Genomic DNA, 13,442 nt, shown 5'->3' on the forward strand with positions numbered 1-13,442 from the left:
TCAATACTTAAAGGTGAGTCTACAGGTATTGAATTTATTGACTCTACAAGCATAAAAGTATGCCATAACTTAAGAATTCCTAGACATAAAACATTTGACGGTATAGCCGAACGGGGCAAAGGAACAATGGGTTGGTTTTATGGGTTCAAACTACATTTAGTCACTAACTTTAGAGGTGAAATAGTTGAGGCTAAATTAACTACTGGCAATGTTCACGACACAAAGCCCGTATTAGCCTTAGCTAAAAACTTAAAAGGGAAGTTATATGCAGATAAAGGCTATATAAGCAAAAAATTAACAGTTGGTTTGAAGGAAAAAGGAGTTGATTTGATAACAACCGTGCGCCGTAATATGAAAGCCAAAGCTATGTCGTTATGGGATAGAGCAATGTTATCTAGACGGTTTATTATTGAAACGATAAATGATCAATTGAAGAATATATCTCAAATAGAGCATTCGCGTCATCGTAGCCCTAATAGTTTTATGTTGAATTTACTGGCAGGTTTAGTGGCTTATTGCCTTAAGAAAATAAGCCAACCCTTAATATTAGTGACGTAGAGAAGAATGCTATGGTTAGGGCTTAACCCGATCTGAGGTTAACTAAAGAGTGACTTTACTTATTCAACAAGAATTCAATATACCAAGGCATTGCTTTATCAATGCCTTGTTGAATTTTAAATTCAGGCTCAAAACCTATCATTGATTTTGCTTTTGAAATATCAGCCTGCGAATGACGCACATCACCCGCCCTAAAATCACGATATACTGGTGACTTTAGATATTTGACTCCATTAGTTTGTAACGCACTCTTTAAACTGTCAAATAAGGTGTTTAACGTGGTTCTATCACCTAAAGCAACGTTATAAACTTGGTTTTTGCCACTGTCAGGTGCTGTTGCCGCTAAAATATTTGCCTGTACTGCATTTTCGATAAAACAAAAATCTCGGCTTGTTTCACCATCGCCGTTAACTTGAACGTCTTGATTTTCAATCATAGCAGCAGTCCATTTAGGAATAACAGCTGCGTAAGCTCCATCCGGATCTTGTCGTTTCCCAAAAACATTAAAGTAACGTAACCCCGTAGCATTGAGTCCGTAAGTTTTGTTAAAAACATCCGCATAGAGTTCATTTACATACTTAGTAACAGCATAAGGTGATAATGGTTTACCAATATTTTCTTCTATTTTGGGTAATGCAGGATGATCACCATAAGTTGAACTAGAAGCTGCATAAACAAAGCTACTCACCATAGCTTCCTTAGCTGCAACTAACATATTTAAAAAGCCTGTAATATTAGCTGAGTTAGTTAAAATAGGGTCAGCAATAGAACGTGGTACAGATCCTAATGCGGCTTGGTGAAGAATATAATCAACTTTTTTATCAATGATACCAACAGCTTTTTTACAATCATCAAGACTACGTATATCACCTTCAATAAAGGTAAAGTTTTGCCATTGCTCAGCAGAAACTTGTCCTTTAACTTCGTCTAAATTATGTTGATGCCCTGTAGCAAAATTATCTAACCCTACTACCTTCTGATTTAATAGTAATAAAGTTTCTAATAAGTTAGAGCCGATAAAGCCTGCACAACCAGTGACTAACCATGTTTTAGGTGCAGATGTTAATTGTATTTTTATTTCTTGATAACGAGTCATAAAGTAAACCTGAAATTAATAAAGTTGATTGTTAAATTTCGCATTAAACACATACGAAATGACGAAAATAAGATGGTAAAGACGTGATTATTATTCAGTAAGTTTAATGTACAACACCTTTATTCTGCACTTGATTCAGGATCTTATTATTCATATTATTCATCTTTAAATGTTTCGAATTAACTACCTTATAAAGAAGGAACGAAACATCTAAAGAATGAAAATTTATCTAGTTTATAAACGAATATCGGCTAATTGAGGATCAAGCATATATTTCAAATCATAAATAACATGATCTGTTTTCATTAAACCTTTAATATTATCATTTGATAATGCTTTAAATTCATTATGAGCGACAGCGAAAATAACAGCATCATAATGAGATACTTTAGGCTTATCTATTAGCTCTACGCCGTATTCCTCTTTTGCTTCACTTGGGTTAACCCAAGGATCATAAACATCAACATTAGTATCGTATTCTGCAAGTTCAGATAAAATATCAACAATTTTAGTATTACGAACGTCCGGACAATTCTCTTTAAACGTTAAGCCCATAACTAACACATTGGCACCATTAACACCAATATTACGTTTAATCATTGTTTTAACTAATTGTGAAACGACATAAGCGCCCATACCATCGTTAATACGACGACCTGCCAGAATAACTTCTGGATTGTATCCTATCGATTGCGCTTTATGTGTTAAATAATAAGGATCAACACCAATACAATGCCCACCAACTAAACCAGGACGGAAAGGTAAAAAATTCCATTTCGTTCCTGCAGCTTTTAATACTTCTTCAGTGTCGATATTCAGTTTATTAAAAATAACCGCAAGTTCATTTATTAACGCTATATTTAAATCACGTTGAGTGTTTTCAATAACTTTTGCTGCTTCTGCAACTTGAATACTTGATGCTTTATATGTGCCTGCAGTAATAATTGAGCCATATAACTGATCGATAAACTCAGCAATTTCATTTGTTGAGCCAGAGGTCACTTTTAAAATATTTGTTACTCTGTGTTCTTTATCACCTGGGTTAATACGCTCAGGTGAATAGCCTGCAAAAAAGTCTTTATTAAACACTAACCCTGAATTCTTTTCTATTTGTGGAATACAAACATCTTCAGTAGCGCCGGGATAAACTGTTGACTCATATATAACAACATCTCCTTTCTTGATAACAGTCGCAAGCATTTGACTTGCCTTAACAAGCGGTGTTAAATCAGGCTGTTTATGTTCATCAATCGGTGTTGGTACTGTAACAATATAAACATTACTCGATTTTAATGCTTCTACATCACAAGAGTATGAAATAAAAGCTGAGTCAGCTAATTCATCTGTTGATACTTCTAAAGTGAAGTCGTGACCTTGCTTTAATTCTTCTACACGCTTGGTGTTAATATCAAAGCCTAGAGTTGGGTATTTTTTCCCAAACTCTACAGCTAAGGGTAAGCCGACATAGCCCAAACCAATAATTGCTATTTTTACTTCACTTAATGTAATTGACATTGAATTATTCCATTTAAAATTGTATTAAATTCCACTAACTAGCAACTATAAAGGGTTGCTAGTGCTGAAACTATGCCCAATGATGCTTAATAAACTTATTTCACATTTCATTACGCGTAATAATAACAAAAGTTTAACAGTATATTTATAGTCAAACAACTTCAAACTCATGCATGTTACTGCTTAAACTCCACATGATTGAAATATTGTTAACAAGTAGTAAGCGATTCCCCTTTAAATAGTTTATTCTGTATTCTAGGAAAGATTTCGCTACACAACACCGATTAAGAAGTGCTTTGTTCGCAGTACAAACTTGCCTTTAAACTAAAGCACAGGTATAAAAGCACATTGTACACTTTTTTTGCCGTTTATATTTTTTAGGCAGCGTGTACATTTACGCAAGTATCTCTACTTAATATAATAATGAAAATTAGGACAATTTTATGTCATCAAAACCAGCAAAAGATTTTTTTGGTCAGCCTAGTGGCCTTAAAACGCTTTTTTTTACAGAAATGTGGGAGCGTATGAGTTATTACGGCATGCGCATGCTACTTGTTTTATTTATGACGGCAACGTTACAAGAGGGTGGTCTAAGCTTAACCGTTGCTTCTGCAGCCGCAATTTATGGGTTATATACAGGTTGTGTATATTTTATGGGGCTTCCTGGTGGCTGGCTTGCTGATAGGTTAATGGGCGGACAAAAAGCCGTATGGTATGGCGGCATTATTATTATGATCGGCCACATTATTTTAGCTATTCCTAACGATTATTCATTCTTTATTGGTTTGATTTTTGTTGTATTGGGAACCGGACTATTAAAGCCGAATATTGGCGCTATGGTTGGTCAGCTATATTCTGACAAAGATGTTCGTCGTGATGGTGGCTACGCTATCTACTACATGGGCATTAACATAGGATCAATTATAGGCTACGGTGTTTGTGGCTATTTAATGGAAAATCAAGGTTGGCACTGGGCATTTGGTGCTGCAGCTGTTGGTATGGCTATAGGCTTAATTCAATACAAAATTACCACACCTAACCTTAATGGTGTTGGCGCAAGTCCAGTGTATCCTTTATCAAAAAAAGCACAGAAATTAAGCTGGACAATTATCGCCATATTCTTAGCTAGCTTGGCTGCATTAACTTATGCAGTATTTCAAGGTATTGTTACTATTGTACCGGTAACTATTGCACAATATGTTGCGGTTGCCTTTTCTGCTATTTTCGTTATTTACTATGCTACTATTTATTTCGGGGGCTCTTTAACTGTTGCGGAGAAGAAAAAACTCATAGCGCTACTTATTATTTGTGTCGCTTCAGCTTGTTTTTGGTCTGGTTTTGAGCAAGCAGGCTCTTCAATGAACTTGTTTACACGTGATTATACTGATCGTATTGTTGGTTCATTTGAAATACCAACAGGATGGTTTCAATCGTTAAACTCTATCTTTATCGTATTATTATCTCCTTTCTTCGCTGCCTTATGGATTAATTTAGGAAAAAGGCTTGTAAGCCCTTCTTACGGCATAAAATGTGCTGTAGGTTTAATTATTATGGGTAGTGGCTTTATTGTTATGTTTTTTGCAGCACAATATGCAGCGTCAGGAATGAAAATTGCGCCTTATTGGTTAGTTGCCACTTATTTCTTACATACTGTTGGTGAACTATGTTTAAGCCCTGTAGCTTTGAGCGCGGTAAGTAAATTATCACCAAAACGCTTTGCAGGACAAATGATGGGTATTTTTGTGTTAACTTACTCTATCGGAAATATTATTTCAGGTTTATTAGCGGGTAATTACGATCCAAATAATGTATCTCAAATACCTGCGTTATACATACAGATTAGCTTGTTTACTATTAGTATTGGTTTGATTGTTTTATTAATAGGTTTTAAATCTAGATTCTGGGAAAATGCATCAGATGAAAATGAAGTAAAACACAACGCTAATGTAGCAAGTAATAATGCTTAATTAACTTTTATTTAGCATTCAGTGGGTGTTTAAATACACCCACTTTTATTTTCAATTAAGAAATATAAGATGACTAAATCTTTATTAATCTCCCCCTCAAATGACACTAGAAACTCGATTCGAAAAATAATACGCGATAGAAGAAAAGAACTGACTAGTTCATTTCAAGAAAGTGCCGCACTAGCTTTATTATCAACACTCAAAAATAGTGTTTTTGTAAAAGAGTCTCAACATATTGCTTTGTATTTAGCCAATGACGGTGAGTTAGACTTACAGCCTTTTATTCATTGGTGCTGGCAGAAAAAAAAGCACATTTATTTACCCGTTTTACATCCCTTTTGTTCTGGTCATTTGCTATTCCTATTGTATGAAGAAAATAGCACAATGATACAAAATAGCTATGGTATTTTGGAGCCCAAACTAGCAGTCGATAAAATTTGCCCATTAGCCCAACTTGATCTTTTATTCACACCGTTAGTTGCCTTTGATAATAAAGGCGCTCGGTTAGGTATGGGTGGAGGTTTTTACGATAGAACACTTGCTAATTGGCAACAACATCAGTTCTCTCCAATTGGGCTTGCTCATGATTGCCAGCAAGTCGACACCATTCCTGTAGAGGCTTGGGATATTCCATTACCCAAAATAATTACCCCCACCCGAGCTTTCAATTTTACAACTGCCGCACAGAGTAAAAAACCAAATAAGTAAGTTCAATTTAAGGCTACCAACTTAGTATAGGTTGCTATTACTGTCTTTTTAACAAGCGACTGCTATAATCTGCGCATTAATGAAATACTAAAATAGCTATACTCCTATAAGGCAAACTCATGACACAAGATGAAATGAAAAAAGCAGCAGCATATAAAGCATTAGAATTTATTAAAGAAGGCACTATTGTTGGTGTTGGTACTGGCTCTACTGTTAATTACTTCATTGACGCTTTAGCAACGATTAAAGATGATATTGAAGGTGCAGTTTCCAGCTCTGATGAGTCGACTAAACGTTTGGAAGCACATGGCATTGAGGTATTTGATCTTAATAATGTAGGCGTTTTAGATGTTTATGTTGATGGCGCTGATGAAGTTAACAAGTATTTAACCATGATCAAAGGTGGTGGTGCTGCACTCACAAGAGAAAAAATTGTTGCCGCTGTTGCCAATCAATTTATTTGCATCGCTGACGATTCAAAGTTAGTTGACATATTAGGTACCTTCCCATTACCAGTTGAAGTGATACCTATGGCGCGTAGCTATGTTGCTCGGCAACTAGTAAAGCTAGGCGGCGACCCCGAATATCGTCAAGGTGTTATTACCGATAATGGCAATGTTATTCTTGATGTACATAACTTAAAAATTACTGATGCTAAAAAGTTAGAAGCTGATATTAATGCTATTGTCGGTGTTGTATCTAACGGTTTATTCGCAGCACGAGGTGCTGATGTACTGATCCTTGGTAGTAATGACGGAATTGAAATTATCAAATAATATCATACACTTAAGACCTGATTTATTAGTTTTAATGTAATAATAAAAATAGTATCCACAAGCTTAATTAGTCATTCATCTAACTAATTAAGCTAAGTAACCAGATAAATAAACATAATAATCAAACACTTAATTTGTTTACTCAAATATTTTCTTTAGAGTTTATACGCTATATGTTATCTTATTGGAATTATAGATATCTAGCCATCTAAACGTTTTATTTAGCTGACTTTTATTTAACTGACTTTTTTACTAACAATGTAATTCTAACTTAAATAAGTGAAGCCATACCTTATGACAACAAGCAAAAAATCATTAGCAAAAGACAAAATAAAAATCCTTTTACTTGAAGGTGTGCATCAAAGCGCACTTGATGAGTTAAAGGAGAAAGGTTATTCGAATATTGAGTATATTAAAACATCACTTTCGAATGATGATTTAATTGCCAAAATAGCTGATGTGCATTTTATTGGTATCCGTTCTCGTACTCAGTTGACTGCTGAAGTTATCACCCACGCTAAAAAGCTTGTTGCTATTGGCTGCTTTTGTATCGGCACAAACCAAGTTGACGTCAAAGCAGCTAAAAAACGTGGCATTCCAGTATTTAATGCGCCTTTTTCTAATACCCGTTCTGTTGCAGAATTAGTATTAGGTGAAGCCTTATTATTGCTACGTGGTATTCCTGAAAAAAGTGCAAAAGCACACCGTGGTGAATGGTTGAAGTCTGCGGTAGGGTCTTTTGAAGCTCGCGGAAAAACACTCGGTATCATTGGCTATGGCCATATTGGAACTCAGCTTGGTATTCTGGCTGAAACGTTAGGTATGCGTGTTAAGTTTTATGATATAGAAACTAAATTACCTTTAGGCAATGCAAGCCAATCATCTTCCTTAAAGTCATTGTTAAGTGAAGCTGATGTTGTTAGTTTACATGTGCCAGAAACACCCCAAACACAGTATATGATAGGTACAGAACAGTTTACTGCGATGAAAAAAGGCGCGATTTTTATTAATGCTTCTCGCGGTACCGTTGTAGATATAGAGTCACTTGCACAAGCATTAACAGACAAAAAAATAGCAGGTGCTGCCATTGACGTATTCCCTGTTGAGCCTAAAGGTAATGATGATGAATTCGTATCACCATTACGTGGTTTTGATAATGTAATTCTTACACCACATATTGGTGGTAGTACAAAAGAAGCACAAGAAAACATTGGTTTAGAAGTAGCAAGTAAATTAGCGAAATATTCTGACAATGGTTCAAGTTTATCGGCAGTTAACTTCCCTGAAGTATCACTACCGGAGCATTCTTTACCTGGAGAAACAGGTACAAGCCGCTTACTACACATTCATCATAATCAACCAGGCGTTTTAACAAAAATTAACCAAGCCTTTGCTGAAAATAATATAAATATTGCTGCACAATATTTACAAACAGATTCAGAAATTGGTTATGTGGTTATTGATATTGAATCATCTGATAGTGCACAAGCATTAAAAGCATTAAAAGCGATTGATGGCACAATTAAAGCAAGAATATTGCATTAATTTATCAAGTTGGATTCTAATCTCGTTAACCACGATTAGAATCCAACCATTATCAGTATAATCCCTTTAAAAAATACAAATAGAGTTACTAGGCTTTTCTTTCGTTAATCATTATTTCACTAAACTCATTAAGCCGACTATCAATTTAAAGTAACATACTTAGCATGGTGCAGATGACTCAACATCATAAACAGCATCATAGCTGTGCATCAGCCTGATTTTCAGGTAATGCTAATTGAAAGGCTTCAAGTTTACTGCAATTATCTACTACTCGGTTTATATAGGGAAAATGATTCATATCAATATTAAAACGATTAGCGTTATACACTTGTGGTATTAAACAAATATCAGCTACAGTTATTTGATCTTTAAAACAATAGCAACCCGACGTATGGATAAGCTGCTTTTCTATCGCATTAAAGCCAATAACCATCCAATGCTTAATCCACGCTAATTTAGCATCACTTAGTAAGTTAAGTTCATCCACTAAATATTGTTGAACACGTAAATTATTTAATGGGTGAATTTCACAAGCAATATTTAATGCAAAAGCCCTCACTTTAGCCACATCTTTTATGCAATCAGGATATAATGATACCCCTGATTTTGCCGATTCAAGATAATCGATAATTGCTAATGATTGATGTAAAGTCAAATCATCATCAATTAAGGTAGGCACTAATTGGTTAGGGTTAATGGCAGTATAATCATCCTTATATTGCTCTCCACCATTTTTAACTAAATGTACTGGCACAGATTCAAAATCAATTCCTTTTAAGTACAAAGCTATTCGTACCCTATAAGCTGCCGTTGAGCGCCAATAACCATAAAGCTTCATAATACCCCCTACTTTCTAATGCCTTTATTTATGACATTTTGTATTTGACAACCTTTTGATTAATAGCCCCAAAGATACTATCACCATTGTCATCAAACATTTCAATACGTACCTTATCGCCAAACTTCATAAATTCAGTACTAGCAACTCCATTGGCAACAATTTCTAACATACGTTTTTCCGCTAAACAGCTTGAACCAGCCGAACGATCGTAATTAGAAATAGTACCTGAGCCTACGATACAGCCCGCAGACAAAGGCCGTGTTTTTGCAGCATGAGCAACAATGGTAGGAAAATCAAACGTCATATCAACACCGCAACTTGGTTTCCCAAATAATGTGTCATTCAAATGGGTGATTAAAGATAAGTGTAGTTTTTTACCATCCCATGCAGCCCCTAATTCATCAGGTGTAATCGCAACAGGAGAAAAGGCACTTGAAGGTTTTGAGCTAAAGAAGCCAAATCCTTTAGCTAATTCACCGGGAATTAAATTACGCAAGGATACATCATTCACCAGCATTAATAACTTAATATGGCTTGCAGCTTGTTCTGACGAAGTTCCCATTGGAACATCATCAGTGATGACTGCTACTTCCGATTCAAAATCAATTCCATAGCTTTCAGATGCAACATTAATATCATCATAAGGCCCAATAAAAGCATCTGAACCCCCTTGATACATTAAAGGGTCTGTCCAAAAGGTTTCTGGCATTTCGGCATTACGTGCTTTACGAACTAGCTCTACATGATTTACATAGGCACTGCCATCAGCCCATTGATAAGCACGAGGTAATGGTGACTCACAATTAGCTTGTTCAAAATCAATCATACCTGTCATATCACTATTGAATACAGCTTCATTTAAACGGCGATAAACTAATGCTAATTTAGGTGCTATCTCTTGCCAGTTATCTAGTGCATTTTGCAATGTAACAGCAATATTAGGTACCGCAATCGCTTTAGTCAGATTACGGTTGACAACAACGAGTTGGCCGTCGCGCGTATTATTTTTAAGAGTAGCTAATTTCATGGAAAACCTTTTCGTAAAAAGACAATGATCAGAGAAGACTAATTCTATGAATATTTAGCTAAAATCGACAAGTAATTATAAAAGAGAGCGCGGCAAGCTTTGGAAGAAATTCTTTACAGGTATTTTGCCACTTGCATGGCAACGCGGTATTTTCTATTCATCGCGGTTAAATGAGCTTAATGAGGAGGTTATATATCATTAATATAAGATCGATTATCCTTTGTCAGTATACAATTCCTTACGTTTGCTTATATGCTGACAAAGGTATTTCACTATTTTTGTTATGTTATTGAGGCTAAATTTTTACTGTTTTTTTATTGATGTCATATTCACGTAATTTATTAGCAATGGCTGTGTGACTTAAACCTAATTTCTTCGCTAACTGTCTTGTGCTTGGATAAGCAGGGTATAGCTTACGCAATAGATCAGCTTCAAACCCTTTTACTGCAGCATCAAGTGTCCCTTCAAATTCTTGTTCTAAATAACCATGTTCACGTGTATATGCTGGCAACTGAAGGTGACTTATTTCGATTTCATCACCTTCTAGCAATGAGGTTGCTCGGGTTAACACATTTTCTAACTGCCTCACATTACCTGGCCATGGATAATGTTCAATAAAATCTCGACATTCTGGCGTTAATTTTAAATTTACTCGACCAATACGCTGCCCAGCATGAGCAATAAAAAACTCGGTCAATGGTAAAATATCACTTCTTCGTTCACGTAGTGGTGGAATATTTAAACCAAAAACATTTAAACGATAATAAAGATCTTCTCTAAATTCTCCAAGCGATACTAAATGAAGCAGATCTTTGTTGGTAGAACTAATAATACGAACATTGACGGTAACCTCTTGTTCTGAATTGACCCTTCTGAAACTACCATTTTGAATAACACGTAATAACTTACTTTGTAGCTTGGTTGACATTTCTCCCACTTCATCAAGAAAAACACTTCCATTATCAGCAAGCTCAAAAATTCCACGTTTGCCCTGAACTTGATCTTTTTCACCAACACCAAATAATTCAGACTCAGCGACATCATCCGGTAAAGCAGCACAATTTAAAGTCATAAAAGGTTGATCAGCACGCTCACTCGCAGCATGGCATGCTCTTGCTAATAACTCTTTACCTGTACCTGTTTCACCAATGATAAGAATAGAAGAATCAAGTAAAGACATGCGCTTAGCTTCTCTAATCACTTTTCTCATACTCGTGCTTCTAGCTTGTATTCCTGAAAAGGTATTTTCGCTCGGCTGTTTAAATGCATTAATCTGCTGACCTAAACGAGCTTCTGACTTTAATATTAATACTGCCCCGGCTAAAATCTGCTTGTTGTGTTCAGTATCGTCCTCGCTAGCAACATTAATTGGCATTATATCTGCCACGAAGTCCTCACCTTGAAATTTCAAACGGCAAGTTTGTGCTAACACATCGTCACTGTCTAACCAGCGAGTAAAGTTAAAACCTTTCAGCCATTGACTTACATGCTGACCTTTAACACTTTCATCATTATCACAACCCATAATAGTAGCTGCAATATTGTTTACTATACGAATGTTGCCTTTAACATCTAAGGAAATAAAAGGATCAGGAAAAGTTTTGATGAGTGTTACTAATTCATTCCTTTCACGCTCTGATGGCATATAAGGTGCTGTTCGTACGTCCCCTACTCCTTCTAGTAAACGCAATTGCGGCATAAATTTTTGTAAATCTGAAAAGTCTAAATCAGGTATATTGATAAAGATTCTGCCTGGCTGCTTTAATTCAATACCTCGCACATTAATTCCATGTTCAACAAAAATCCCTAATACTTTTTGCCCCATACCAACACGGTCATGGCACGTAATTTCCAAGCGCATTTATACAACCTTTTCAAATACAAAAAACTTATTGTAAACTATTTTTTACAATATAAAAGCCTTAATAATAGATATTATTAAGGCTTTTATATATCACAAGGCTCCACTTTATATCAAAGAGGAATAATATTTGGAATTTAAGATATGAAAAATAAATTTAATCTGATAATAATTGATCAGTTTTTGCTGCACAAATAAAATCATTCTTATGCAAACCACCAATAGCATGTGTCCACCAAGTTACTTTCACTTTACCCCACTCAAGTAAAATAGCAGGATGGTGAAATTCAGATTCAGCTAATTCACTCACCTTATTAGCAAATGCCCACGCCAATTTATAGTTTTTAAACTTGTATTCACGCTCTAACATCATCACCTTATTATGCACTTGAGGTACCCAATCAGGAATTTGCTTTAATAAGCTCTTCAATTCATCGTCACTAACTTGAGGTGCGCTACTGTGACATGCTTCGCATTGCTGTATTGATAATTCATTACTCATTTTATATTCCTTAATTGTTTACTATTATTTAACTATTTTGAAACCATATTTGTTAGCTAGACGCAAACTATCAATTAACTAGCTAATTAATAGTTACTTAACTGACCAATATATACTAAGCGACTTCTTTAGGTAGGAATTTAGCTTCGAATAAACCAAGTGATTTAGCTTCTTCAATTAACTGCAAAATTTCATCGACATCCAATTCTCTAATGCGATCTAAATCACTTACGCTATTTAGCATAAAATAAACTGGCTGCATAATATCAATACGATATGGTGTTCTTAAAACGTCGAGTACTTTATTCTTACTAAGCGCTCTTCGCTCCACATTTTCATTGGTCAATGCATACTGAGTTTCACTAGGTGAAGATAAAATTCCACCACCATAAATTTTTAAGCCTTGAGATGTACTAAGCAAACCAAACTCAATAGTAAACCAATACAAGCGAGCTAAAAATAGCCGTTGTTCTTTCGTCGCGTTTAACCCCATCTTGCCATAGGCTTGAGTATAATTTGCAAATGATGGATTAGTTAGCAAAGGACAGTGTCCAAATATTTCATGAAAAATATCAGGCTCTTGTATATAGTCTAAATCTTCACTTTTACGAATAAAGGTTGCCACTGGGAATTTTTTTTCTGATAAAAGCTTAAAAAACTCACCAAAACCAATTAACGCTGGAACGGGATAACATTGCCAGCCGGTTGTTTCTAATAACACTTTAGAAACCTCACCTAATTGAGGAATTCTGTCTAATGGTAATTGCAGCTTTTCTAACCCGACCAAATACTCATCACAAGCCTTACCCTTTATATGTACAAGTTGTCGGGTAATTAGTGTGTTCCATATTTTATTCTCTTTTGCAGACCAATGAATCATCCCCTGTTCGTCAGCATCTTTCGAAGTATACCTTGTGGATTTTGTCATTGTTATTACCTTCTTTTCTATACGGGAACCCCTTTAGTTATATTCATCTTAAGGCATGATATTAGAGAAAGGGAAGTGGTATAAACTTAACAAAAAACACCTATCTGTTTAAAATGTA

General features: G+C 35.4%; 11 protein-coding genes and 1 pseudogene. 5 read left to right on the forward strand and 7 right to left on the reverse strand.

Annotated features, from left to right (window positions below):
• A pseudogene (locus tag Q4496_RS07800) lies at positions 1-584 on the forward strand (IS982 family transposase); the annotation flags it as partial.
• Positions 585-613: 29 nt separating this feature from the next.
• Here Q4496_RS07800 and Q4496_RS07805 read toward each other — a convergent pair.
• Both Q4496_RS07805 and tviB read right to left on the reverse strand, forming a co-directional pair.
• Positions 614-1,654 (reverse strand): NAD-dependent epimerase/dehydratase family protein, encoded by a 1,041-nt coding sequence (locus Q4496_RS07805; protein ID WP_303610193.1) that lies wholly within the window; start codon positions 1,652-1,654, stop codon positions 614-616.
• Between the two features lie 234 nt (positions 1,655-1,888).
• A complete protein-coding gene (gene tviB / locus Q4496_RS07810) occupies positions 1,889-3,169 on the reverse strand; it encodes a Vi polysaccharide biosynthesis UDP-N-acetylglucosamine C-6 dehydrogenase TviB (protein WP_303610194.1) in 1,281 nt (426 codons plus the stop codon).
• Between the two features lie 443 nt (positions 3,170-3,612).
• Between tviB and Q4496_RS07815 the strand changes: the two genes are divergently transcribed.
• From Q4496_RS07815 to serA, 4 genes are all read left to right on the forward strand, one after another.
• Positions 3,613-5,136 carry a peptide MFS transporter gene (locus Q4496_RS07815; RefSeq protein ID WP_215973279.1) on the forward strand — a complete coding sequence of 508 codons (1,524 nt, stop codon included), beginning with the start codon at positions 3,613-3,615 and terminating at the stop codon, positions 5,134-5,136.
• 69 nt (positions 5,137-5,205) lie between these two features.
• Complete coding sequence (locus Q4496_RS07820) at positions 5,206-5,844, forward strand: 5-formyltetrahydrofolate cyclo-ligase (RefSeq protein ID WP_303610195.1); 639 nt, start codon at positions 5,206-5,208, stop codon at positions 5,842-5,844.
• Between the two features lie 119 nt (positions 5,845-5,963).
• Entirely contained in the window at positions 5,964-6,620 is a 657-nt protein-coding gene (gene rpiA, locus Q4496_RS07825) for a ribose-5-phosphate isomerase RpiA (protein WP_215973281.1), read from the forward strand.
• A gap of 294 nt (positions 6,621-6,914) precedes the next feature.
• Positions 6,915-8,165 (forward strand): phosphoglycerate dehydrogenase, encoded by a 1,251-nt coding sequence (serA, locus tag Q4496_RS07830; protein ID WP_215973282.1) that lies wholly within the window; start codon positions 6,915-6,917, stop codon positions 8,163-8,165.
• Between the two features lie 196 nt (positions 8,166-8,361).
• Here the strand turns inward: serA and maiA are convergent, their stop codons facing one another.
• The 5 genes from maiA to phhA form a co-directional block, all read right to left on the reverse strand.
• Positions 8,362-9,003 (reverse strand): maleylacetoacetate isomerase, encoded by a 642-nt coding sequence (gene maiA, locus Q4496_RS07835; RefSeq protein WP_303610196.1) that lies wholly within the window; start codon positions 9,001-9,003, stop codon positions 8,362-8,364.
• A gap of 28 nt (positions 9,004-9,031) precedes the next feature.
• The gene (locus Q4496_RS07840; protein WP_303610197.1) at positions 9,032-10,033 is read right to left on the reverse strand and encodes a fumarylacetoacetate hydrolase family protein; all 1,002 of its coding nucleotides are present in this window, start codon (positions 10,031-10,033) and stop codon (positions 9,032-9,034) included.
• A gap of 295 nt (positions 10,034-10,328) precedes the next feature.
• Positions 10,329-11,894, reverse strand: a complete 1,566-nt coding sequence (gene tyrR, locus Q4496_RS07845) for a transcriptional regulator TyrR (RefSeq protein WP_215973285.1) — start codon at positions 11,892-11,894, stop codon at positions 10,329-10,331.
• Between the two features lie 157 nt (positions 11,895-12,051).
• A complete protein-coding gene (locus tag Q4496_RS07850; protein WP_215973286.1) occupies positions 12,052-12,396 on the reverse strand; it encodes a 4a-hydroxytetrahydrobiopterin dehydratase in 345 nt (114 codons plus the stop codon).
• Between the two features lie 115 nt (positions 12,397-12,511).
• Positions 12,512-13,324, reverse strand: a complete 813-nt coding sequence (gene phhA / locus Q4496_RS07855) for a phenylalanine 4-monooxygenase (protein ID WP_215973287.1) — start codon at positions 13,322-13,324, stop codon at positions 12,512-12,514.
• Positions 13,325-13,442 lie beyond the last annotated feature (118 nt).

The sequence above is a fragment of the Colwellia sp. 5_MG-2023 genome (assembly GCF_030547795.1).
GTDB lineage: Bacteria > Pseudomonadota > Gammaproteobacteria > Enterobacterales > Alteromonadaceae > Colwellia.